At 40.6% G+C, this 24,317-nt stretch carries 23 protein-coding genes and 2 tRNA genes; 13 read left to right on the top strand and 12 right to left on the bottom strand.

Features of this window, described 5'->3' with window-relative positions:
- Positions 1–180 precede the first annotated feature (180 nt).
- Positions 181–2,127, top strand: a complete 1,947-nt coding sequence (locus ABMY41_RS01235) for a glycoside hydrolase family 97 protein (protein ID WP_289098034.1) — start codon at positions 181–183, stop codon at positions 2,125–2,127.
- A 192-nt stretch (positions 2,128–2,319) separates the two neighbouring features.
- Positions 2,320–2,634: a multidrug efflux SMR transporter gene (locus ABMY41_RS01230; protein ID WP_062565271.1), complete on the top strand. Its 315-nt coding sequence runs from the start codon at positions 2,320–2,322 to the stop codon at positions 2,632–2,634.
- A 259-nt stretch (positions 2,635–2,893) separates the two neighbouring features.
- Here the strand turns inward: ABMY41_RS01230 and ABMY41_RS01225 are convergent.
- From ABMY41_RS01225 to ABMY41_RS01210, 4 genes are all read right to left on the bottom strand, one after another.
- A tRNA-Val gene (locus tag ABMY41_RS01225) sits at positions 2,894–2,970 on the bottom strand.
- A 110-nt stretch (positions 2,971–3,080) separates the two neighbouring features.
- A tRNA-Val gene (locus ABMY41_RS01220) sits at positions 3,081–3,157 on the bottom strand.
- A 114-nt stretch (positions 3,158–3,271) separates the two neighbouring features.
- Complete coding sequence (locus tag ABMY41_RS01215; protein WP_289098035.1) at positions 3,272–4,291, bottom strand: DUF3080 family protein; 1,020 nt, start codon at positions 4,289–4,291, stop codon at positions 3,272–3,274.
- The gene (locus ABMY41_RS01210) at positions 4,266–5,624 is read right to left on the bottom strand and encodes an MATE family efflux transporter (RefSeq protein WP_289098036.1); all 1,359 of its coding nucleotides are present in this window, start codon (positions 5,622–5,624) and stop codon (positions 4,266–4,268) included. Before ABMY41_RS01210 ends, ABMY41_RS01215 begins: the two co-directional genes overlap by 26 nt.
- Before the next feature lie 94 nt (positions 5,625–5,718).
- On the opposite strand from ABMY41_RS01210, the gene ABMY41_RS01205 reads away from it, so the two are divergent.
- Complete coding sequence (locus tag ABMY41_RS01205) at positions 5,719–6,345, top strand: riboflavin synthase (RefSeq protein WP_062565281.1); 627 nt, start codon at positions 5,719–5,721, stop codon at positions 6,343–6,345.
- Between the two features lie 39 nt (positions 6,346–6,384).
- Here the strand turns inward: ABMY41_RS01205 and ABMY41_RS01200 are convergent, their stop codons facing one another.
- Positions 6,385–6,588 carry a CPXCG motif-containing cysteine-rich protein gene (locus ABMY41_RS01200; protein WP_054561385.1) on the bottom strand — a complete coding sequence of 68 codons (204 nt, stop codon included), beginning with the start codon at positions 6,586–6,588 and terminating at the stop codon, positions 6,385–6,387.
- A 228-nt stretch (positions 6,589–6,816) separates the two neighbouring features.
- Positions 6,817–7,677: a fructosamine kinase family protein gene (locus tag ABMY41_RS01195; RefSeq protein WP_289098037.1), complete on the bottom strand. Its 861-nt coding sequence runs from the start codon at positions 7,675–7,677 to the stop codon at positions 6,817–6,819.
- Positions 7,678–7,789: 112 nt separating this feature from the next.
- On the opposite strand from ABMY41_RS01195, the gene ABMY41_RS01190 reads away from it, so the two are divergent.
- Complete coding sequence (locus tag ABMY41_RS01190) at positions 7,790–8,485, top strand: hypothetical protein (protein WP_063704977.1); 696 nt, start codon at positions 7,790–7,792, stop codon at positions 8,483–8,485.
- 53 nt (positions 8,486–8,538) lie between these two features.
- On the opposite strand, the gene ABMY41_RS01185 is transcribed toward ABMY41_RS01190, so the two are convergent.
- Complete coding sequence (locus ABMY41_RS01185) at positions 8,539–8,901, bottom strand: DUF3718 domain-containing protein (RefSeq protein ID WP_287245801.1); 363 nt, start codon at positions 8,899–8,901, stop codon at positions 8,539–8,541.
- Between the two features lie 358 nt (positions 8,902–9,259).
- Between ABMY41_RS01185 and ABMY41_RS01180 the strand changes: the two genes are divergently transcribed.
- From ABMY41_RS01180 to ABMY41_RS01170, 3 genes are all read left to right on the top strand, one after another.
- Entirely contained in the window at positions 9,260–10,045 is a 786-nt protein-coding gene (locus ABMY41_RS01180; RefSeq protein ID WP_175081871.1) for a hypothetical protein, read from the top strand.
- A gap of 112 nt (positions 10,046–10,157) precedes the next feature.
- The gene (locus ABMY41_RS01175) at positions 10,158–11,540 is read left to right on the top strand and encodes an amidohydrolase (RefSeq protein WP_062565285.1); all 1,383 of its coding nucleotides are present in this window, start codon (positions 10,158–10,160) and stop codon (positions 11,538–11,540) included.
- A gap of 11 nt (positions 11,541–11,551) precedes the next feature.
- Positions 11,552–12,778 (top strand): amidohydrolase family protein, encoded by a 1,227-nt coding sequence (locus ABMY41_RS01170; protein WP_289098038.1) that lies wholly within the window; start codon positions 11,552–11,554, stop codon positions 12,776–12,778.
- 65 nt (positions 12,779–12,843) lie between these two features.
- Here ABMY41_RS01170 and ABMY41_RS01165 read toward each other — a convergent pair whose 3' ends face one another.
- Positions 12,844–14,043, bottom strand: a complete 1,200-nt coding sequence (locus ABMY41_RS01165; protein ID WP_289098039.1) for an Nramp family divalent metal transporter — start codon at positions 14,041–14,043, stop codon at positions 12,844–12,846.
- A gap of 223 nt (positions 14,044–14,266) precedes the next feature.
- Between ABMY41_RS01165 and ABMY41_RS01160 the strand changes: the two genes are divergently transcribed.
- The 3 genes from ABMY41_RS01160 to ABMY41_RS01150 all read left to right on the top strand — a co-directional run bounded on the left by ABMY41_RS01160 (position 14,267) and on the right by ABMY41_RS01150 (position 16,201).
- Positions 14,267–14,734 (top strand): MarR family transcriptional regulator, encoded by a 468-nt coding sequence (locus tag ABMY41_RS01160; protein ID WP_251598945.1) that lies wholly within the window; start codon positions 14,267–14,269, stop codon positions 14,732–14,734.
- Positions 14,735–14,763: 29 nt separating this feature from the next.
- Positions 14,764–15,504: an SDR family oxidoreductase gene (locus ABMY41_RS01155; RefSeq protein WP_251598948.1), complete on the top strand. Its 741-nt coding sequence runs from the start codon at positions 14,764–14,766 to the stop codon at positions 15,502–15,504.
- Between the two features lie 280 nt (positions 15,505–15,784).
- Positions 15,785–16,201: an MAPEG family protein gene (locus ABMY41_RS01150; RefSeq protein ID WP_054561393.1), complete on the top strand. Its 417-nt coding sequence runs from the start codon at positions 15,785–15,787 to the stop codon at positions 16,199–16,201.
- Between the two features lie 74 nt (positions 16,202–16,275).
- On the opposite strand, the gene ABMY41_RS01145 is transcribed toward ABMY41_RS01150, so the two are convergent.
- Complete coding sequence (locus tag ABMY41_RS01145; protein ID WP_349273964.1) at positions 16,276–18,123, bottom strand: ABC transporter ATP-binding protein; 1,848 nt, start codon at positions 18,121–18,123, stop codon at positions 16,276–16,278.
- A gap of 157 nt (positions 18,124–18,280) precedes the next feature.
- On the opposite strand from ABMY41_RS01145, the gene ABMY41_RS01140 reads away from it, so the two are divergent.
- The 3 genes from ABMY41_RS01140 (at position 18,281) to ABMY41_RS01130 (ending at position 20,483) form a co-directional block, all read left to right on the top strand.
- Positions 18,281–19,114 (top strand): alpha/beta hydrolase family protein, encoded by an 834-nt coding sequence (locus tag ABMY41_RS01140; RefSeq protein WP_349273963.1) that lies wholly within the window; start codon positions 18,281–18,283, stop codon positions 19,112–19,114.
- A 3-nt stretch (positions 19,115–19,117) separates the two neighbouring features.
- Positions 19,118–19,513: a VanZ family protein gene (locus ABMY41_RS01135; RefSeq protein ID WP_349273962.1), complete on the top strand. Its 396-nt coding sequence runs from the start codon at positions 19,118–19,120 to the stop codon at positions 19,511–19,513.
- 61 nt (positions 19,514–19,574) lie between these two features.
- Entirely contained in the window at positions 19,575–20,483 is a 909-nt protein-coding gene (locus ABMY41_RS01130; protein WP_130166392.1) for a GGDEF domain-containing protein, read from the top strand.
- A 23-nt stretch (positions 20,484–20,506) separates the two neighbouring features.
- Here the strand turns inward: ABMY41_RS01130 and ABMY41_RS01125 are convergent, their stop codons facing one another.
- The 3 genes from ABMY41_RS01125 to ABMY41_RS01115 form a co-directional block, all read right to left on the bottom strand.
- Positions 20,507–21,607 carry a tyrosine-protein phosphatase gene (locus tag ABMY41_RS01125; protein ID WP_287245197.1) on the bottom strand — a complete coding sequence of 367 codons (1,101 nt, stop codon included), beginning with the start codon at positions 21,605–21,607 and terminating at the stop codon, positions 20,507–20,509.
- Between the two features lie 65 nt (positions 21,608–21,672).
- Positions 21,673–22,431 (bottom strand): hypothetical protein, encoded by a 759-nt coding sequence (locus ABMY41_RS01120; RefSeq protein ID WP_349273961.1) that lies wholly within the window; start codon positions 22,429–22,431, stop codon positions 21,673–21,675.
- A 24-nt stretch (positions 22,432–22,455) separates the two neighbouring features.
- Positions 22,456–24,162: a TonB-dependent receptor plug domain-containing protein gene (locus ABMY41_RS01115; protein WP_349273960.1), complete on the bottom strand. Its 1,707-nt coding sequence runs from the start codon at positions 24,160–24,162 to the stop codon at positions 22,456–22,458.
- Positions 24,163–24,317 lie beyond the last annotated feature (155 nt).

Genomic DNA, 24,317 nt, shown 5'->3' with positions numbered 1-24,317 from the left:
TTTGTTATTTATCTAAAGCTTAGCCTTTTGCCGTAAATATACAACCTAGTAACTGTAACAATATCTAACGGATGGAGTACATTTTTCGATCACAGCTTATTTTAATAGGCTTGAGTGACAAAAAGTTTACATTTGTATTATGATATCACTTAATGCTTTTGCAGCTTAAGGATAACAACAATGATAAAACCAAGTATCTATATATCACTTCTCACAAGCTCTATGCTTGCTCACGCACAATTACCGCTTAGCGTTACAAGCCCAGATGGACAAATAACTGTAAAACTCGAAAAACAACAAAATCAGCTTGTTTATAGCGTAAATTATGGCAACCAAGAGTTTTTGCAGCAATCACAGCTTGGTTTAAATACCAACCTGGGTGATTTTTCACAAAGCCTAAAATATAAAAGCCATACAACAGCTTCAGTCAATGAAAGCTATAAGCTGCATAATGCGAAGGTGAGTGAAGTAAACTACACAGCAAATTCACTCAAAGCGCAATTTGAAAACCAAGACGGCAGAATGCTTGGCGTCGAGTTTAACGTGTCTGATAGCGATGTTGCATTTCGATATCAGATATCGGGAGCTGAAACAGACACCCGTATCAAGGTGTTAGCTGAATACAGCGCTTTTAATTTACCAGATTCTGCAACTACATTTATAAGCCCACAAGCCTTACCTGAAACGGGCTGGATGCAAACAAAACCAAGTTACGAAGAGCCTTACACCTTTAACGAAACCCTTGGAACACCGTCAGCGAACGGCGTGGGCTATACATTTCCTGCATTATTTAAAAATAGCGATAAAGGTTGGCTTTTAATCTCAGAAACCGGTGTTGATAGCCATTATGTTGGCTCAAAATTAAGCGAAGGCACGAAAGACGGTGTTTATCGTATTTCATTTCCTCAGGCTGGAGAGAACAATGGCATTGGTGCAACTTATGCGGCTATGGCAATGCCTGCAACCACACCTTGGCGCACCATCACGTTAGGAGCAAGTTTAAAACCAATCGTTGAATCAACCGTGGCGTTTGATTTAGTTAAACCCCTTTATCAAGCAAGCCAAGATTATAAAATGGGTCGTTCAACATGGAGCTGGATTGTTTGGCAAGACCCAAGTATCAACTACGATGACCAAATCAAATTTATTGACTTAGCTGCATCATTAAATTTTGAATATGTATTAATCGACAATTGGTGGGATAAAAACATTGGCCGCGAGAGAATGGCTGAATTGGTTAAGTACGCTAATGGTAAGGGCGTTGATGTTATTTTGTGGTACAACTCAAATGGCTGGTGGAATGATGCACCACAGACCCCACAAAATAGAATGAACAGTGCACCAGCACGTCGAAATGAAATGGCGTGGCTGCAAAGCATTGGTGTAAAAGGGCTTAAAGTAGACTTTTTTGGTGGTGATAAACAAGAAACCATTAAACTCTATGAAGATATTCTCACTGATGCAAATCAGTATGGTTTAGTGATCACCTTTCATGGCAGCACCATACCGCGTGGCTGGGAAAGAATGTATCCTAACTTCGTCACATCTGAAGCGGTACTGGCATCGGAGAACCTTGTTTTTCATCAAAATTCGTTAGATTTACATGCCTATAACGCAACTATTTTACCGTTCACTCGTAATGCTATTGGCGCTATGGACTTTGCCCCAGTGTTTTTAAACAAACGCTTATCTCAAGATCAAACAGTCGGCACTATTCGTAAAACCACAGATACATTTGAACTGGCAACAGGTGTGCTTTATCAATCACCAGTGCAACATTTTGGCCTGACGCCAAATAACCTTGAAGAGCAACCTCAATTTGTTCTTGATACTTTAAAGGCGATGCCAACGGTATGGGATGAAACACGCTATATTGCAGGTCAGCCAGGTCAAGATGTAACGATCGCAAGGCGTCATCAACAAACATGGTGGGTAGCAGCTGTGAATGGTGAAAATAAAGCCAAAACATTAGATATTGATTTACCTATGTTAGCAGGCAAAAAAGTCACATTGTTGTTTGATAACAAAAATGGCAGTGCAGGAACCAAGCAAGTCAAAGTAAGTAACAGTGGTAAGTTAACCTTAAACTTATTAGCTCAAGGTGGCGCACTGATTATTGGTCGCTAAATGTGAGTCAAAAGGCGATAAACAAAACCAAGTAGAGAAAAGCGAGCAGGTTGCTCGCTTTTTTTTGGCTATAGTTGCCTTGCTACCTTGGGCGTGCTAGATTTCGTCGGGTGTGGTGATGTACTACACCGCTTTGAGGACGACCTTAAAGCTGAAATTAAATTCGGGGACGACCCCATAAAGAGGTCGACCATGAATTGGATCCTACTTATTGCTGCTGGCTTACTTGAAGTCGCTTGGGCTTATGGCCTAAAACAATCAAACGGTTTTACTAAACCACTCATTTCATTCTTTACAATCTTAACCATGGCTGCGAGCTTCTATTGCTTAAGCGTGGCGCTTAAATCATTACCACTTAGTTTGGCTTATGCGGTTTGGGTAGGTATCGGCGTAATTGGCTCAGCAATTATTGGCATGACGCTATTATCAGAAGGCGTAAGCCTATTAAAAATTGCCAGCTTACTGCTGATTGCTCTTGGCATTATTGGTTTGAAATTAGCGAATTAATATTGTTTTACTTAAGCTGCTCAGTTTCACATCTTTAATTCAGGCAATAAAGCAAAGTGCTTAAGACTGATAGGTGTAGTGCACTAACCAACTGAACTACATATTTTAAATTTGGAAAATTAAGAATTGGTACGACCGAGTGGATTCGAACCACTGATTTTGGCGTGGGTCATAGAGAGCGGTAGTGCTCTAACCAACTGAGTTTCAACTGTATAATATTGATTTTAGGATAATGAAATTATGAGGATTTTGAATAAATTGGTACGACCGAGTGGATTCGAACCACCGACCTCTACCATGTCAAGGTAGCGCTCTAACCAACTGAGCTACGGTCGTACTGAGGTGTTAAAATCAAGAGTGGTGCAACCGAGTGGATTCGAACCACCGACCTATGGACCGGGCCGTTAAGAGTGGTAGTGCTCTTTCCTTTGGTTATACCTAAATCATGGTACAACCGAGTGGATTCGAACCACCGACCCCTACCATGTCAAGGTAGTGCTCTAACCAACTGAGCTACGGTTGTATTTTGATTTAAAACTGTTGTTAGCGTGGCTAAACAACGGAGGCTAATATATAGCGACTGGTTGTGTGAATCAAGCAGCTTTAGCTATTTTTGTGCTAAGTGCTGGTTTTTTATTCATAACGGACTAATTTCGCACGTTCTGTAAAAACCTTGCCACCAAGCAACATGGCTTTTCGCAGAGCGCTTAAGACTTTGTAAAATTGCGGCATTACTGTCGCTATCTACAAACTGTGCCATTTCGGTGTCATGCCATATTTGCTGGTAAAGAGGTTGTAGGGTTTCTAATCGACCCACTAAGAATGATTGATAAGGCTGTAGTTGCTCTAAATAAAACTTTTTAAACACATTACTTAGCGTTTGTGCCTTTTGTTTATTCTTATTTTCAGGGCAGAGCTCATCTTTTGAGTACTGCATGAGCAGCGCTGTTATTTGTTGATTGTAATGTGTTTGCACCCTTGCCGCAGAAATGAGTAGCTTGTTGTATTTAAAACGATTTAATACTTCGAGTTGGTTGATGATTTGCTCAGGCTCTATAGCGTTTATTTTGCCGGTATTAATTTGGTTGTTTAACTTAGCAATTTGCTCCATCGCGCTCACGGTTTCGCTAAAACCTGCGGTGTTTTCATCAATGTGAGTCGAACTTAGCTGCCAGCTTTGCTTAAACTCGGTTTCGTTGAGGAGCATAGCTTTAAAGTAGTTTGATAGGTTTGCTTGCTTTTGTACTGCGGTGAGTTTTATTTTTTCAAATAACTCATCTTGTTCATCAAAACTTTCTAAGCACTCATTTGCGCTTTGAATAAACTTAATTTGATAACTAAGAATGTTAGCAGGAGTTGCTGTTTTGCCGAGCTGGTTATTGTGCTCAGCGATAAGAGTTGCAAGTTTACATTGACGTAATTGGGCAAGCTCGAGCATGCCAATGGTTGCTTTATGTTCATTATTTTCAGTGAAGTAGTTAACAGTTATTGTACTTGGTTTAGATAGCTTAAAACTTTCGGTTTTAAGTACGTTTTCTAATCTTTGCGCGTAGGTGTGATTTACTTCACCGGAGGAGGGCGTGCAGGCAATAAGTGCCACACATGCTGTTGCGATTATAGAGTTTAAAAGGCTATTGGTTTTGCAAAAAAGGTGCATGTTTAAATCGCCTATGAACAGTGAACATCAACATAACTGCTGCGGCACTTAAACCCACAATAATGCCTATCCAAAAGCCATGAGGGCCCAGTGCTGGAACAATTAAATCTGTACGAGCAAGTACGAAGCCAAGCGCAAAGCCGATCAACCAATACGATACAAAGGTGATATAACCAATCGGTGCTGTGTATTTCAATCCACGTAAAATACCATTGGCAGAAACTTGCAGGGCATCTGGTAATTGATAGATACAAGCAAGTACCATGATTGAAGAGGCAAGTGCCAATACTTCAGGGTTGTCAGAATACAATTGGCTTATAATATCTCGAGCAAAAAAGGTCACACTTGCCAGTAAAAAAGCAATAATTGCCGCGAGAATATAACTCGTTTTAACGGCATTTTTTAACTGCTGATAATGTTCTTGGCCAAACAAATTGCCTATTCGAATGCTAATGGCAATTGAGAGGCTTAACGGCATCATAAACAGTAATGTCGTCACACTGGCTGCAATTTGGTGACCGGCAACAGCAACTGCACCTAAGTGCGCTATAAACAAAGGAATACAAGCAAATAGCGTTACTTCAAAAAAGGTAGCTAATGAAATTGGAATACCTACTTTGGTGATAGTCCATATAGTCGCGAGCTTTGGCGCTTTGAAATTGGCTAGCAATGCTTTGGCATCAATCTTTTTGTTAAAGTGACAATAAATAACCTGAGTTAACGCCATTGCTGTAAATACCAACGCCGTGGCAATACCACAGCCCGCGCCACCGTACGCTTGAAAACCTAATTTACCGTGGATAAATACGTAGTTGGCCGGAATATTAACCGCTAAGCCAATTAAACTAATGTAAAAAGCAGGTTTGGTCATTCCCATACCTTCAGTGATATTGCGATACACACTGAAAAGTAAAAAGCCAAAAATACCCCATTTAACAAAATGAATATATTGCTCGGCTAAGTCGGTAATAGACTTTGAAGTATCTAATTGACTTAGCACAGTATCAGCGAGGCTTGCCAGCCCTAAACCGATTATGGCAAGTACTAATGCCAGATACAGGCCCTGTTGAAAATAATGACTAATACCTTGTTTGTCGTTTGAACCAGCAAACTGCGCAATGATACCCGTTAACGCCAATAATATGCCTTGCAATGCAAGCATTAACGGATTCCAAATACCTGTTGCAATAGAAAGTGCCGCCAAGTCTGTTGCACTTACTTGGCCTGCCATCACGGTATCAACAACCGTCATTAAAATAAGGGTTACCTGTGCCAAAAAAACAGGAATGGCTAACGAAATTAACCTTTTGGCTTCCCAACTACAAAAAGACATAAATTACACGACTAAATAAACAGACAGCCATTGTAATCTATTCATAGATCAATAAAAATCGCAGTTATCCATTTAATGAAAAAAAGAGAAAGCGATGTTCACTGGAATTGTGCAAACGCAAGCCGTTGTGGTTGACGCTACTAACCAAGGCGGTGTATTGAGGCTAGCTTTAAAAGTAGATCAGCAATATGCTGAAAACTTGAATATCGGCGCGAGCATAGCCATTAATGGTTGTTGTTTAACCGTGGTGAAGTTTGCATCAGACACGAAAGGCTGCTGTGTTATAAATTTTGATGTGATTGATGAAACATTGAAGTTAACCAACCTAGGTATGCTGGCTGTCAATGATACGGTGAATTTTGAACGTTCAGTGACTTTTGGTACTGAACTGGGCGGGCATATCGTGTCTGGTCACATTCATTGTATGGCCGAGATACTTTCAATTAACCACTTTCAAGATAACTGTAAAATGCAATTAGCATTAGCAAAAGAGTGGCAAAAATACGTGCTTTATAAGGGATTTGTGAGCGTTAACGGGGCAAGCCTCACTGTAGGTGAAGTTGATGAGCAGGGATTTTGGCTACACCTGATCCCAGAAACACTCTCTATTACCAATCTCGATAACTACCGCGAGGGTGATAAGTTAAATATCGAAGTTGATCAGCAAACTTATACCATTATCAACACGGTCGAAAATTATCTCTCGCAACAAGCAAAATAAATACAATAAACGAGCTAAATAAGTATAAAAACGAGCAAATTAAAAAATTTGCTCGTCGTCACTATCGACATGTAATTCGAGTTTGTTATGTGCGTAATCTATATGCATATTTAAATGAATGGGATTGCAACATGCTGCGCAATCTTCATAGTAATCTTGGTCACCGTCGCTTGCATCAAGTGCAACATGAATGTGGTGGCCACAGTGAGGGCATGAAATCCGTTGTGTGTATTGGTCTTTCATCAGCTTTTACCTTAATCAGGCATGCCTGAGTTCGTTAAATTGCAATCTTCGTTAAACCCTAACTCATCAAAAATGAATCTAGATTTAATTAGATTGATATAACTCACTAACCGAATAGATGTAAGCGTAGTGCTACCAATTCGGTTAGCATCTTTATTAATACGCTTTATAAGCTAAATATAGCTGTGTTTAGCGGTTTGTGACATTCCTTTTACAGTGAATTCTCGCTTATTTCAGTAGCTGATCAATTTGTTGTTTTGCTTCAGTAAGATAGTGCCCTGCAAAAATATAGGCATTATTGAGCATAGGGTATAGTTGATAGATGGCTCTACGTTGCTCGTAACCTACCTGCAGAGGATAGATTTCGTTATAGGCATCATAAAAGCTATCAGGCAGTGGCGCATATAGCTCACTCATTGCTATATCGCATTCCCGATCACCATAATAACAAGCAGGGTCAAATACACTGGGAACATTATTATAAAAGCCCATATTTCGACGCCAAAAATCTCCGTGTAATAAGGAAGGCTCTACAACATGGCTATGCAGTGCGTCTTTAACAAAAGCGATGAAGGTGTCTTGATTGACAAGCTCAATGCCTTTTTCTTGTAATAACTGTAATTGCCAACCAATGCGCTCTTCAGCAAAAAATACATCCCATTTTTTGTGCCAGCGATTTGGTTGTAGAGTAGGGCCAAGGAAGTTGTCGTTATCTAAGCCGAACATAGCTTGGGTATGCTTTTGGTGTAAATGGGCAAGGTGCTCCCCCATTTCATGCCAATTGGTATGGGGCTGTTTATCAAGCTCTAACCATTCAAGCACGATAAATGAAAACTCAATATTGCAACCTGTGGTGATGCAATCTGGGATCATAAATAAGCTTTCTTGGGTTAATAGCTCAAGATTAAAGGCTTCGCACTCTAGGCGCTCCAGATCACTCAAGTGAGCGACTTTCACAAAAAAGTGGTGTAGATCATCACCAATTTGGAAGTATTTGTCGTTATTGGGTGATTGTAATTGGCGCTTAAAGGTATGCTTAAAATCAAAGTGCATCGCTTGGCTAATCTGTTCATTCACCGAATTCCACATAATTTTGTTCACCTTTTAACCATATAATTAAACTATGGCAAAAAGACGATGAATTAACAAACCCATAGCGTTAATATTGTTAAAGTTTATCGAAGTATTTATGAGGGATCAGATGAATAAAAGTCTCATTACTAATTTAGTGGCGCTTGCCTTAGTATTAGTCGGATTTTTATTTGAACAAGCAATTGTGCTTTCTGTTGGTTTATTTGCGTTATCGGGCGCAGTAACTAACTGGCTTGCTATTCACATGCTATTCGAAAAAGTACCATTTTTATACGGCTCTGGGGTTATCACTTTAAAGTTTGCGTCTTTTAAGGTGGCTATTCGTAACCTGATCATGACCGAGTTCTTCGCCGAAGAGAAAATAGATCAGGTCATGGCGCTCGCTAAGCCAAATATTGATTTAGAGCCTGTGATCAGTGAAGTTAATTTAAGTCCGGCTTATGACTCATTAATTGAGGTTATCGAAAACTCACAATTTGGTGGCATGCTGTCGATGTTTGGCGGCCGTGATGCGCTCGAGCCAATGCGAGAGCCCTTTATTGAAAAAATGAAAGCAGCGGTGATTGATATTTCTAAGAGCGACGAATTTAAAACGATTCTAGATGAAAAGCTATTTGCCAACTCTCATCTTGGTGGCTCATTACACGGTACAGTTGAGCGTTTAGTAGATGAGCGTCTGAATGAGCTTACGCCAACCATGGTGAAAGATATTATTCAAACCATGATCAAAGAACATTTAGGTTGGTTAGTGATTTGGGGTGGGGTGTTTGGCGGCTTATTTGGCCTGATCGCTGCGCTCGTTTAACAAAGAAGAAACTTGTAGCAGGCCTTTAAAGACCTGCTACAGTGAATTCATCATTATTTAGAACCAGCAATAACAATCACTGTGTCATCAGATACTCTAGCAATATCTTGAATACTTGTTTTTGTTGCTGTTTCAAAATTTAAGTATTTCGCAGAGTTATGAAAACCATAAGTGCTTGCAAACTTATCAGTCGTCATATCATTGCAAAGTAGTTTTTCTGTCATTACTCGTTTGCTTAAGCGTAGATCGCGCATTGTGCTTGATACGTTTAATGGTTTGTTAGAAGCAATGGCCATGCAAGCTTGCGTGCCAGGCGAGTTATCTGCTGCGACAAATTGTGCTGCACTTGCATCAGTTGCTGCTAATGAAGAACCTAAAATTAATGCTGTACCGAGTGCTGTAGTTAACGTATTCATCTTTCTCTCCAGTTGTTGTCCGTATTACGTTTAGTATGTGCGACCTCGCTTTTATGGATACTTCACACTTCCTGTTTGCTGGGCACATTTAAAGTATTACGCTAAACAAGAACAATTGCTGTTAATGAAAATCGACAAGATGTAAGTAAGTATGTAGATGTGAACAAGTAAAACTAACCGCTTGATAAGTGCTATTTTAAAGTGTGAATTTTGACACAAATAGGCTGAAATTTTTTTTCATTTATTTTTTAAAACGTGTTTTGGCTCGTATTAAAGGCTTAATTTTTACGTAGCTTTTACATTTAAGTATTAACTCTAGCTTTTCTTAAAAAGGCTATTCAGAGTATAAGGAGCATGAGTGACCACAAAATTAGCAGGCTATTATCAACAAGCCTATGCATCTGAATCAAAACACTTTAATCAATGTTTTTATTGTGGTTGTGAAGCAACTGAGCGAGATTTTTGTCCGCCATTGCATATGCTGCAAAGCATTATAGATTTAGGCGAAGAGGCTGAATTTATATCAATTCCAGCATGTTATGAGTGCTTTGCATTACTGCATAACGAACGAGTGCTGACTATTGATGGGCGAGTGACAAAGCTTAAAAAGAAACTCTCAACAAAGTATGCAAAAGCGCTGAGAATTTATCACATGTGGCATGAGAGTGAACTTCACGATATGAGTGATGAGTTTGTGCACAGTATTAAAGCAGGCATGAAGTTAGGTGCAGAGGCAGCTGAGCGACTTGCATTTCAAGGTTTCAGCTATGCAACTGAAGATGCCAGTGTCACTATTCGTGAGAAGCGTGCCGAATTTGATGTGCAAGGCAAAGTCTTTTATGACTTTAAAGACGCGCTTAATTACTGCATTAATGATTTACAAGTCGACAGAACAGAATTCTATAAGCTGGTGGTAGAAGATTACAATGGCGATTTTAACCGTGCATTGAGTCAATACCGCCATCGACACGAAAAAGTAACCGCAGCTAACGATGCTGATTCACTGATTAAAAGTTTTGCCAAGCAGCATAAGCAAAACTCAGACTTTGTAACTCGAACTGTGAAACATTTTATCAACAAAGATCCGAGCTTAACGACCGAAGGTGCGTTAGAGCAGCTATATAACAACTACATAAAGAAATAGCGCTCTGTGAGGCTGGTTGTTCGTCTTGAATATTGGTGACTGGCCTCGTTTACTCGCATTAGAATTAACAATTAGTTAAAGTAATTAAATAATAAAAAAGAGGAACGTAAGAATGCAGAAATTTGCACCATCCTTGTTGGTTATGGCGCTTGGTGTCGCGTTAGCGGGTTGCCAAGACAATGGCCCACAAGATCCAAAAGTCTCAATTAACAAAAACCCATACCCAAGCACTTATCAACCACTTGCATCACAAAGTACGTTAATCACTAATGCCACTGTTTTAACCGGCACAGGTGAACGTTTAGATGACGCAGATGTATTCTTTGTTGATGGAAAAGTACAACAAGTAGGTAAAGACCTTTCTGTTCAAGCTGATAAAACAATTGATGCACAAGGCAAATGGGTAACACCGGGTATTATTGACGTGCACTCACATTTAGGTGCATACCCAACTCCATCGGTGGCATCTCACCAAGATGGTAATGAAATGACCAGCCCTGTGACTGCAGAAGTATGGGTTGAGCATTCAGTATGGCCACAAGACCCTGGTTTTAACCGTGCTCGTGAAGGCGGCATTACGTCATTACAAATTCTACCAGGTTCAGCAAACTTAATTGGTGGCCGTGGTGTAACGCTTAAAAACATTCCTTCGCACACAATGCAAGGTATGAAATTCCCTGAAGCACCGTATGGTTTAAAAATGGCATGTGGTGAAAACCCTAAACGTGTTTATGGCCGCAAAGGTGTTTTACCATCAACGCGTATGGGTAACATGGCGGGCTATCGCACAGCGTGGATTGAAGCGACTGAGTACAAACGCGAGTGGGATAAATACGAAAGTGATTATGCCGCGGGTAAAAACCCTGCAGCACCTCATCGCGACATTAAGCTAGATACGCTAGCTGGTGTGTTAGAAGGTGACATTTTAATTCATAACCACTGCTATAAAGCAGAAGAAATGGCCATGATGATCGACCTTGGTAAAGAGTTTGGTTATCACTCAGGTACTTTCCATCACGGTGTTGAAGCATACAAAATTGCTGATTTACTTGCCCAGAACGGTAACTGTGCGGCACTTTGGCCTGATTGGTGGGGCTTTAAAATGGAAGCCTACGACATGGTTCAAGAGAACGTAGCAATTGTAGATGCTGTTAAAAATTCATGTGCCGTTGTTCACTCTGATTCTGATACAACTATCCAACGCTTAAACCAAGAAGCCGGTAAAGTGATGTATCGCGCAAATGATGTGGGCTATGATATCTCTGAGCAACACGCAATCAAGTGGATCACTTCAAACGCGGCTAAATCGCTAGGTATTGATGATAAAACAGGGTCACTTGAAGCAGGTAAGCAAGCTGATGTGGTTATTTGGAACCAAAACCCATTCAGTGTTTATGCGAAAGCTGAACAAGTATTTATCGATGGTGCCAAAGTTTATGATCGTAACGATGATAAATACCAAGCACAAAGTGATTTCATGCTAGGTCAAAAATAGGAGTAACATTGATGACAAAATTAACTAAATCATTAAAGCTGTCACTTGTTGCTGCTGGCTTATTTTCTGCGACAGCAAGTGCTGCATCGGTAGCGATTGTAAATGCAACACTACACACTTCAACAGAGCAAGGCGTACTTAAAGGCGCAAGCGTTGTTATTGAAGATGGCAAAATTGTTGCTATTAACCCTGCGTCTATCAACGCGGATACAACCATTGATGCAAAAGGCCAAATCGTGACTGCTGGCTTTATTGGTACTATGAACCAATTAGGCTTAGTCGAAGTGGGTGCTGTTGCAGGGTCGCGTGATGGTGGTGACGACAAAGCGGGGATTGATTTTGATCCAAGCCTTGCATTCAACCCACGCAGTAGCTTAATTCCTTATGCACGCAAAGGCGGCATTACTCAAGACGTGATTGTACCAAACGGCGGTGACAGTATTTTTGCGGGTCTTGCATCTGTAGTTGATCTATCAGGTAGCTTTGAAAGCGTAAATAAAAAGCAAGTTGCACTTGTTGTTCATTTAGGTGAAAAGAGCAAAGGCTCACGTGCTATGTCGATGAAAACACTTATCGACAAGCTTGAAGGCGAAAAGTCTGCTAAAAAAGATGACAAAAAAGAGCCATCAACAGAGCAAAAAGTGCTAGCAGCTGTGCTTTCGGGTGATATGCCGCTGATTGCGAGTGTTCAACGCGCATCTGACATCTATGAACTTGTAAAGCTAAAAGAAACCTATGGCATCAATTTAGTGATTCATGGCGGTGATGATGCTGTTGTGGTTGCGGATGCTCTAGCTAAAGCGGATGTACCTGTGATCATCAGTTCTATGGCTAACTTACCGGGTAGCTTTGACTCATTACATGCAAACCTTGCTAACGCAGGTAAGCTTGAAAAAGCCGGTGTAAAAGTCATTATTGGTGTTGCTGGTGACTCAAGTCACAATGTATACCAATTACGTTTTGATGCAGGTAATGCCGTGTCATACGGTATGAGCCAACAAGGTGCACTTAGCGCAGTAACCAGCAATATTGCTGATGTTTTTGGTTTAAACTCAGGCGCAATTGCCAAAGGTAAACGTGCAAACCTAGTTATGTGGTCTGCAGATCCATTTGAGCTAAACTCACACGTAAGCAAAATGTGGATCAACGGTGAAGAGGTTTCAACCGAAGCGCGTCAAGACAAACTACGCGATCGTTATACAACTGATTCAGCGATGCCACGCGCTTATACTAAATAAGCGTTCAGCATATGAAAAAGGCCGCAAACTTGCGGCCTTTTTAATACATATTTTCAAAGTAAAAGCTAAAAAATTAGATTACTTAGTTTATAAACGCTAAGGCCAAATATAAGCAGTATTACTGGCACAATTACAAGGTTAAGTAACAGCGAATTAGTGTAGCCTTTCATCACCGATTTTTGATTTACCAACCAAACAAGGTAACAGGTTACAATTGGCAGTAATAAACCATTGGCAGCTTGCGCAAAGATGATTACCGCAACTGGGTCAAGCCCAAGTGATGCGACCAGTGCACCAAAAACAAGGATAGTGATAGCAACCAGTTTAAAACGTGTATCACTCATTTGTGTTGACCAACCAAGCATGCCGCATACAGCATAGGCACCCGCAAGTGGTGCGGTGATTGCACTAGTAAGCCCGGCAGCACATAAACCGATAGCAAAGAAATAATGAGCCATACCACCTAGAAGTGGCTCAAGCTGCACAGCCATATTGGCCGCTGAAATTTTACCTGCATCGGTACCGTAAAATGCCACAGAGGCTGTTGATAAGATAGCTAACGTGATTATGCCACCTAAAGTTATCGAAATACCGGTATCAAGGTTTGTTTCTTTGATAACTTTGTCGATATTTTTTGAACTATCGTGTTTTTCTGCAAGTACCCCAGAGTGTAAAAACAGGTTGTAGGGCACAATTGTTGTGCCTATTAAGGCAAGTACCGTGGTAATTGAATTATCAGGTAAGCTAGGTATAAATCCTTTTAGCACTTCGCCAAGTGGCGGAGCCGCCATCACCAGCGTTGAAATAAACACTAAACTCATCAACACCACTAAAACAATTAACGCACCCTCAATGACTTTATGTTTGCCAGTGTACAAAAGAACTGCACTTAAAATTGCAATAAGGGGAGTCCAGAGTAATGGGCTTACAGAAGGTAGTATTTCTTGCAGTCCTAAACTTGCACCAGTCAGATTACCAGCTTCATAAGCTGCACTGCCAATGCCAATCGCACTTATTACTAATATTACAGCCAGGGCTTTAAATACCGGTGTTTGAATGGTGGTTCTAAGTGCAGAGGCTAAATCTAGCCCAGTAGCCACACCAAGACGAGCTGCCATAGATTGCAGCAAAATAGTCGCTATTACGGAGAACAATAACGTCCAAATAAGAGCAAAGCCAAAATTAGCACCAGCAACACTTGCCGTGGTGATGGTACCTGGGCCAATAAAAGCAGCGGTGACCAGAAGTCCGGGACCTAAACGCATAAAAAACCTTTATTATTAGAGTTTTAGTATTTTTGTGGGGGAATATTATTCATACCACAAAATGATCAATAGGTAAGGGTAAAGGCTCTTAAGGCTGCGGTAAAGTAGAAATAGCAACAAGGTTAACCTTAATCGAAATTTAAGAAAATTGAATAATGCTAATTGCAAGTAAGTCTTATTTAAGTTATTTTGTTGTATATGCAACTATATGTGGTGAATGCTTTTGGAAAACAATAAACACCAAGCAGAAGTGCCTTTAACGGTCTCTATGGGACATTTAACAGGTTTAGCGAGTCGTTTATTTAATCGGCTTTTAACTTCTCGGTTTAAGCAGGCAGGTATAAATATCACTGCGGAACAATGGGGAGTGATCTTAACTTTAAAGCAATATGGCTCCATATCACAGAGCCAAATCTGTGACATTTTGTATCTTGAAAAATCAAGCGTAAGCCGCTCAGTAGAAGTATTAGAGAAAAATGGCTGGATTATGCGAGTTAAGTCACAAACAGATAGCCGTACTAAATTGGTTAACCTGACAGAGCAGTCACTCGATGTTGTAAGCGAATGCACAAAAATTGCTCAGGGTGTATTAGATGATTCTCAAAATCATATTGATCTTAAAGGTTTAAATGAATCGCAAGAGCTATTAGTTAAGGTTGTCTCAAATCTTCGATCTTTGCTCAAATCTTAAATTATATTTTTTATTAATAAGGAATTAGTATGTCTAAAAGAAATGCATTAATTACAGGTGGTGCGCGTGGTATTGGTGCAGCTTGCGCAAAGGCATTGGCTGCTGAGGGTTACCGAGTATTTATTAATTATGTAAATAGCTCAGAAGTTGCAAACAAGCTTGCTGATGAAATTATCGCAAATGGTGGTGAGGCTTTTGCTGTTAAAGCAGACGTCCGAGATCCGCTTCAAGTTGAAGAAATGATCAACAATATTAGCCAGTATGGCGGAGTTGATGCACTTATCTCAAATGCGAATATGAGTTTTACTTCGAAGCCATTTCTTGATCAAACTTGGCAAGAATTTTCTCAAAAATTAAATGATGAAATGTTTGCGGCTTACAACACAGCTCAACTTGCAGCTAAAGTAATGAAAGAAAAGCAGTTTGGTCGATTAATATTTATTTCAAGTACTTTATCAGAAATGCCAGCACCCGCTTTTATTGCCCATGGTACTGCAAAAGGCGCGCTTGATAGTTTCAATAAATATTTGGCTCAAGAGCTTGGCCCTTATGGGATCACTTCAAATATTGTCGCGCCTGGTCTTGTAGAAACAGATGCAACAAAAGAAGCGCCAGAAGAGTTTAAAGAAATGATTAGGCAACACACTCCAACTCAAAAAATTGCTCAACCTGAAGATGTTGCGAATACAGTGAGCTATTTAGCAAGCGAGAAAAGTGGCCATATCACAGGCACTTACAACCCTGTTTGTGGTGGTGCTTATATTCAATAATTTGAATAAACGTACAGCAAAACTAACGGTGCTTTTTAAAGCACCGTTTTAGTTTAGCGACCTGTTAAAATAAATTTAGTTTTATTAAGTTTCAAATAATACTCACATTTATTATTACTTCATAAATTGCTCAGCAACGCTGTAAAATTTATACACTTTGCGAACAATTGGTACTGCAAAAGCTAAATCATATAAATAACCAATTATAAATCAGTGCTTTAAATTGGTTGGTTTTTTGCAAGGAATAGGCATTCATGTTGTCATAGAAAAGGAAATGAAGATGCCTGAACTTACTTTTTCAGCTTATGCGGCTGTGTATGTTTTTCTAATTATGCTTACTATTCAGTGGATAGTTGCAGCTGTCACAAAAGCCAAACAACCCAATGCGGTGCCTGGTAAACTCGATAATTCATTAAGTCATGACAGCTTTGTGTTTCGTTCACATCGCACATTTATGAATACCTTAGAAAATAGCCCGTTATTTTTAGGTACCGTATTTCTGGGGTTCTTTTTAAACTTGAACAGCAGCGCATTTGCACTGTGTATTTGGATGTATGTGATAGCCAGAATCATTCATATGCTGCTGTATTATGGTGTGGCTACTGAGAAGAATCCAAGCCCACGCAGCTATTTCTTTTTAATCGCTGCTTTGGCAAATATTGTGATGCTAGTTCTGATTGGTTTACGTTTGATTTAAACAGCATTGCTAACATATAAAAAAGGCATTGAAAGAATACTCATTCAATGCCTTTTTTAATAGTGAAAAACTAGCTACTCAACGCCGATAAAGCCACCGGTTTGATGTGACCATAAGGCTGCATAGATGCCACCTTGGGCAATTAATTGCTCATGAGAGCCTTGTTCAACCACACCACCTTCATCAAGTACAATGAGCCTATCCATTTGCGCAATAGTTGATAAACGGTGTGCAATGGCAATTACTGTTTTGCCAGTCATTAAATCGTCTAGGCTGGTTTGAATCGCAGCTTCTACTTCAGAATCAAGGGCACTGGTTGCTTCATCCAATATAAGAATTGGCGCATCTTTTAGAAGCACTCGTGCAATAGCAATACGTTGACGTTGACCACCAGAAAGCTTCACACCGCGTTCACCAACTTGTGCGGCAAAGCCTTTATTGCCTTTGCTATCTTCTAGGTCTTCGATGAACTCAAGTGCTTTAGCTTGCTTTGCGGCAGCGAGCATTTCATCTTCAGTAGCATCGGGCCTGCCATATAGAATATTATCTTTTACTGAGCGGTGTAACAACGAGGTATCTTGCGTTACCATCGCAATGTGCTTACGTAAGCTTTCTTGGCTTACCTCAGCGATGTTTTGACCATCAATGCGAATTGTGCCTGAGTCAACATCATAAAAGCGCAGTAATAAATTAACTAAGGTAGATTTACCTGCGCCAGAGCGACCCACTAAACCTATTTTTTCACCCGGTTTGATGTCTAGATTTAAACCATTGATAACAGGACCGCGATGGGTTTCGTTGGCAGCTTTACCATAGTTAAATTGCACATTATCAAAGCTTATTGACCCATTATTAACTGCAAGGGTACTCGCGTTTTCTTTATCATCCACTTCAATCGGTGTTGATAGCGTTTTCATACCATCAGCAACAGTACCAATGTTTTCAAATAGACTACTGATCTCCCACATGATCCACTGTGCCATACCGTTTAATCTCAGTGATAAACTTACCGCAATGGCGATAGCACCAACACTGATGGCGCTAATTGACCATAGATACAAAGAGAGGGCTGCAATACTGAATACCAATAAATAATTTAGCGTGTTAATAGAGAAGTTTAGGCTAGTAACTAAGCGCATCTGCTTGTATACCGGCTGTAAAAACACATCCATGCTATCTTTTGCATATTGCTCTTCTCGCTGCGTGTACGAGAACAATTTGATAGTCGAAATGTTGGTGTAACTATCCACCACACGGCCGGTCATTTCTGAGCGTGCATCAGCTTGCGAGCTGGCTACTTTTTTTAGCTTAGGAACAAAATACATTTGAATAGCGGCGTATAAAACCAGCCAAATCAATAATGGCAACATTAAACGCCAGTCAGATTCTGCGACCAAAAACACCATAGCACCAAAGTAGACCACGATATACATAAGTACATCGAGCAATTTCATCACTGATTCACGAACAGCTAATGAGGTTTGCATCACTTTTGTCGCAATACGGCCAGCAAATTCGTTTTGATAAAAACTAACACTTTGGCGAAGCAAATAACGGTGGGCTAACCAACGGATAGACATAGGGTAGTTGCCAAGCAGTGCTTGATGTAACACCGCTGAGTGAAAGAACACGACAATAGGTAACACCACCAGCAACATAACCGCCATTTTTGTAAGTTCAGCCTGCTGTTCAACAAACAAGGTATCTGGGGTATATTCGCCAAGCCAATCGACCAGTTGCCCCATGTAACTAAATAGCGATACTTCTAAAATAGCGAGTGCTGCGGCGCTTAACGACATTAGCAGCAATGAAAGCTCCATGCCACGTGTATAATGACGGCAAAAAGCAAATAAGCTATTAGGTGGCTGTGAGGGTTGCTCTTTAGGAAACGGATTAGTCATCCGCTCAAATAAACGATACATAGACGACGCTTTTTAAAAAATCAAAGTGGCCTTACTATATCATTTGAGTGGTTTTTTAGCAGTTCATTTAATTTAAAAACTAAGATTAAAATCTATCAACTATTCAGTTATTTACATCTAGTGCGAGAAATGAAAATATAATAAGAAAAAGGAATTAATGATGAAAAAGTTGCTTTGTATGCTGTCCCTCGTTTTTAGCTTACCGCTTTGTGCCCACCAAACCGACACCCACATATTTAAGGGCAAAAAAACCGCCATCGAGAAACCTGTAACGGTGACATTACCTGATGGCTATCAGGAGTCAAAAAAGTACAATGTTATCTATGTGTTACATGGCTACAGTGGAAATCACAGCGATTGGACTAAGCTGACAAACATTGAAAAACTGGCAGACCAATATGATGTCATCATTGTTAACCCTGATGGCAATTTTGGTTCGTGGTATCTCGATTCTGATATCGACAAAAGCTCGCAATACGAAACCTACATCGCAGACGATTTACTAAATTATATCGATTCTAAATATTCGACCAACCGGTCTAAAAGTGGCCGTGCAATCACAGGCTTATCAATGGGGGGCTTTGGTGCTTTGCACATTGCAATAAATCACCCAAACCTGTTTGCTGCAGTTTCAGGAATATCTGCTGGGGTTGATGTTAGGCCCTTTAGTGCAGAGTTTGACCTTGCAAAAGTACTAGGCAGTTACGCTGAAAACAAAGAAAAATGGGATAGCATTGCCATTATTAACAACCTCCATAAAATTGCTGCTGGCAATACGGCATGGAAAAAGGGCGCGGATACCTTACCTATTATGCTTGATATAGGCGTTGATGACTTTTTTATTGAGCAAAACCGAGCGCTACACCAGGCGATGTTAAAAATGCGCATCCGCCATGACTATGTTGAACGTCCGGGCATTCATGACTGGCACTATTGGAATAAAGTGATTGCCTATCAATTTTTATTCTTAACCTCTCATATGGCGCCATAAAAGATGTTTCAACGTATTCTTGTGTTAATTGCTATCGGCTTTTTTGGTTTTATTGGTTGGGTTATCTATCTTGCCAACACTGGGCAAAAGTCGGTGTTTTTCGAACTCGTTGCGGCAATTCCTTACGGTGATAAGTTGGGGCATTTTTGTTTATTTGGACTACTTACGCTATTCATCAATCTTGCCTTTAAGTTTAAAACAATGAACGTTGCTGGGCGGCCTATTTATTTAGCAGTGTTGATTGTTAGTACATTTGTGATTTTAGAAGAGCTAAGCCAGAATTTTGTCGAATCTCGAACGCTAGACTTTGTCGATTTAATTGCTGACTTTGCGGGTATTGCGGTATTTAGCGCTATTTCAGCTTGGCATTGCAAAAAGTTATATCCAACTAAGGTCTAAACTTTCAGTGACTTGTTAGGTTTCGTCTATACTCAGTGTAGACCTAGCTTAAAAGTTGCGTATGAACAAAGATACCTCGGATTATTTGTCAGACATTATTGAGCTTCTACTCGATGCAGTATGCGTAGTTGATGCCAAAGGCACGTTACTTTTTACTAATCCAGCCTTTGAAACAATTTTCGGATACGCGCCAGAAGAAGCCATCAATAGAAACATGCTCGACTTTGTCTATCCAGAAGACAGAGCCAAAACCATCAATGCCATTAATCAAATAGTGGTTAATGATCAGCACCCACGATTTGAAAACCGCTGGGTTAGAAAAGATGGCAGAGTAGTGCACGTTTTGTGGTCTGTTTATTGGTCTAAAGAAAAACAAGTCAGAGTGGCTATTGCTTATGACATTACAGAGCAAAAAAAGCTCGAACAAAAATTGATTTATATGGCAGGGCACGACCCTCTGACCGATCTTCCCAACCGCAGTTTCTTAACCACCCAGCTTGAAGAATCATTGTCGATTGCGAACACCATTTCAACTGTGATTGCAGTACTGTTTATTGATATTGATGGCTTTAAGCAAGTTAATGATATTCATGGTCATGGCGCTGGCGACAAACTATTAAAAACCATTGCCATGCGTATTCGTCATGTTCTCAAAAAAGAAGACAGTGTAGGGCGCTTAGGTGGCGATGAGTTTGTAGTTATCCTCAATAGCATTAAACACAAAAAAGACGTCATCGAAATGGTTGATGAATTGATAGCTGAGATTTGCCAACCCTTAATTTATAACGATGCAGAGCTTATTTACTCGCCAAGTATTGGTGCCGTATTGTTCCCCGAGCATTATGGTGACGCAGAATATCTCATTCAGTGTGCCGATAAAGCCATGTACAAAGCAAAGTATGAAGGGGGTAATCGCATGGTGTTTTATAATGAAGGAATAAAGTTACCCGGCGCTAAAAGCACAGGGTAACTTTGGAGTGAACGCAGTGTTATTTACAATAAGTACTTGGCACGCAGGATTTGAATGTCTTCATCGCTTACGTCTAATTCAGCTTGAATGTAATTAAGTACACTTCCGTGTTGCTGCTCCATGCTCTCAATTGCAGATTCAAGTAAAGGCTGAGTGACCCCTTTAAGTGGCATCGCTACTTCTTTTGGTAGGCTGGCAAAAAACTGCATCATTGCTGCATATTTTGGGTCCATTTTGCCAGTGTCTTTAGCAAGCATATTTTCAAAATCGAGGTAGTCGTTTGATGCAAGATAGTCATTCATAATTGTCTGTTGATCAACGCCTAGCACAGTTAAAATCAATGCAGCACTGATACCTGTACGGTCTTTTCCTGCCGTACAATGGAACAATAAACCGCCGTCTTTATTTACTAAGCGGTCGAACATTTGTGTGTAGTTTTGCTTTTGGTCTTCTACAATTCGCGGGTACATTTGTACCATCACATTTTCGAGCTTTTCACGGCTTAGGTTAGGGTCACGAAGCACTTTGCCGATTTGTCCCATATCAAAGTCCATTTCGTAGTCACGGTCGATGATTTCGACCTTATCAGCAGCCCACACTGTCACTTCTGAATCTCGCTCTGAATTAGCACGAAAATCAACAAGGGTATCGATATTTAAGCTATTGATAAGCGCATAGTCGTCGTTTGTTAGATTCGCTAAAACCCCAGAACGGTAAATTTTGCCCCATTTTACAGTGCGGCCATCTTGGGTTTTGTAGCCGCCTAAGTCGCGGAAGTTACGGCCACCTTCAAGTGGAATTAGTCGCGTTGTGGTCATAGTTACTTCACCATTTTCTGGTTTTACAAAAAAGTAGTAACGCTGATGCTCATCACTTGGTGACCAATTAAATACATTGGTAGTAATATCATCAGCAATGAGTATTGCATTCGTTAAATCGGGTGTTGTTGATACCAGCACATCAACAGCTGCAGGGACATCTTGCTGCCAGCTAATTTGGTAGTTTTCATTATTAAAATTAGTTTGCGCAGATTCAATAGCGACTTTAGGCGCAGTTGCTGTGCAAGCTGCAAGTGTTGATGAGACTAAAGCAGCAATGGCAATCTTTTTAAATATTGTTTTCATGGTTATTCCTTAGTTATTACTCGGCTCAGAGCGATTAAACTCTGAGCTGAAAATTCAAAAGTAGGTTAGAAGTTGATGCGAACACCCGCCATATAACGGCGGCCGTAGCGTTCAATTTGGTTAGGGGTGGCTTCTGTGCCGATGTAACGCACGTCAATTTCATCGGTAAGGTTGTTGATGTTGGCGTAAAAACTCACATCTGAACCATACACAGGCTCTGCTAATGTGTAACTCAGTGAAAGGTCTAAACGGGTCTGTGCTGCCCAATATTCACCCATGCTGTCGTTTTCTGTGGTTGATAACCAATCATCACGATACTGATAATTTAATCGCGCGGAGAATAGGTCGTTTTCATAGTAAACAGAGCTGTTGAAAATCATGTCTGATGTGCCTGGTAAACTAAAGCTGCTACCTGAAAGCGTGGTAAATTCACTGTCTAAGAGGGTTAGGTTGGCAGAGAAACCAAAACCATCCCAACTTTCAGAGATAAAATCGCTGGCTTGGCCAATAAAGTTAAGCTCGATACCTTGGAAGTGACCTTCGTCACCATTGATAAACCCTGTGTATTTCCATTGTTCACCGGCAAATTCACTTATGTAGTTACCTGCATCTACATAGGTCGTATCCGCATAAATCACATCATCAATGTGTCGGTAGAAAGCGCCTACTGCAGCAAGACTTGCATCGCCTGAATACCACTCTAATGACATATCAGCACCATATGAAGACTCTGCCTCTAAGAACGGATTACCCCCCGAGATGGTTTGCTCTGTGGTATCAATCGATGCTGATGCGCGCCATTCATTGTAAGTAGGGCGGCTCATACCCGTTGAAAGTGCGGCTCTGAATTAAACTTGATCAGATAAATCAACATTTAAATTCACACTCGGTAATACTTCGGTGAAGGTATCAGAATGTTCTCCTTCTGGACCACTGCTGGTGTAGTCAGTACTTTCAATACGTACCCCACTGACTAAAGAACCCCATTTGAATTGATTGGTCACCATGGCATAGGCGGTAGTGATGTTTTCATCAATATTTATTTTGCTGGCGTTATCTGGGGTGACTGTAAGTCCACCTGATGCGCTTTCTAAATCTGCTCTAAGCTGTTTATTGTCGAAGTAAGTGCCGTTAATGCTGTTTGTGAAATCTGTATGCCACGCTTGATCAGTTACATAGTCACTTGGATTGATCCCATATAGTGATCCCATGCCACCATTTGTGCCATAGCCATGTGCTTCACGCTGGTCATGGCCTAGCCCCATTTTAAAGGTGTTGTTATGCCCTGCGAAAGTAAAGTCAGTTTCTGCGTCTAGTTTAAATTGCAAGCTATCAATCGATAACGCACTGCCGTAAACCAGCAGCATTTCGTAGCCATAATCTATATCATTAAGGGAAGTGCCTGGTGCAAGTGTGACAAGAGGGTCGTTAATATCTGTTACATCATAGCTTGCGACCGCTGCGCCATATAAACTATAAGGCAGGGGTAAAAACACATCGTTTTCGGTTTTTGTGAAGTTTGTACGCGCTTCTAAAAACCAATCACCTAACTGGAGATCAGCACCAAGTGTGTTGGTCCATGTTGAGTTCTCATACAAACCATACTCTAAAGAGCGGCTTACCATGGCAAGGCCTGTGCCTGTTTCACCTGCAGCTAGGTTGCTGCCCGCAGCTTCTGCACCGCCTGCAAAATCAAACACATACTGGTTGCGCTCTTCATGATCTTGGAATTTACTGTATAGCGTGCTGAAGAAAAAACGGTTCATTGAATCGCTCGGACGATATTCAAATCGGCCACCATAGGCTTCGTCTTCACGTTTTACTTTATAGCTACGCATATCAAGTTCGTTAACTAGAAGCTCTGAATCCACTTGTTCTAAGTCGAATTCGCGGTTATCCGTGATTTGTTCACGGCTGTTTTGTGATGCGAATAAACTAATGCCTACATTTTCACCAGACCATGATGTTCGCACTGAAAACTTACTAATATCGCCATCCCCTAATGCTTGATTACCTAAACCTACATCAGTGGCTAGTGAGAAACCTTCAACATCAAACGGGTTAAAAGTTTCGATATTAATAAAACCAGCAATCGATTCGCCTGGCATATCAGGCATAATTGCTTTATTGGCAGATAAACGACTAGTAATAACAGACGGGAAGCTGTCAAAACGCGGAATACGGCCATTTTCAGCGCCAGGAATGGTCATGCCATCTATGGCAATTGTGGTGTAACGAAATGGTGCACCGCGAAAGTTTATATAGCGTGCTTGGCCTTGATCGCGTTCAATAGCAAGGCCTGGAACGCGACCCAATGAATCCGCTAAGTTTTGGTCAGGAAAGCGTCCAATGGTATCAGCAGCAACAATATCAACAAAGTTAGAGGCAGATTGCTTTGCCATAATAGCTGCTTTTTGGCTGTCTTTGATAGGGGATGCAACAGCAACAACTTCTTCTATTTCGTTATAGTCGTTTGTTTGTGCTGCATAGCTATATGACGATGAACAGGCAAGTACTACGCAAGCCGCTAATCGATTTCGAGCAAATGGTGTCACTTGAATACTCCGGGTTATTTTGGATGTTTTAAAAAGTTGGGCAAAGAATGGAATAGAAATATTGCAGTTTGGTTAAACCGGCATCGATATAAAATACAGGGATATCCTTTAAATTTTTGTGTTTATTAAACAATGGGTTGGAAATTTTTAGAGAT

The sequence above is a fragment of the Pseudoalteromonas sp. BZA4 genome (assembly GCF_040104395.1).
Taxonomy (GTDB): Bacteria; Pseudomonadota; Gammaproteobacteria; order Enterobacterales; family Alteromonadaceae; genus Pseudoalteromonas.
This window is presented reverse-complemented; position numbering and strand designations above follow the sequence as displayed.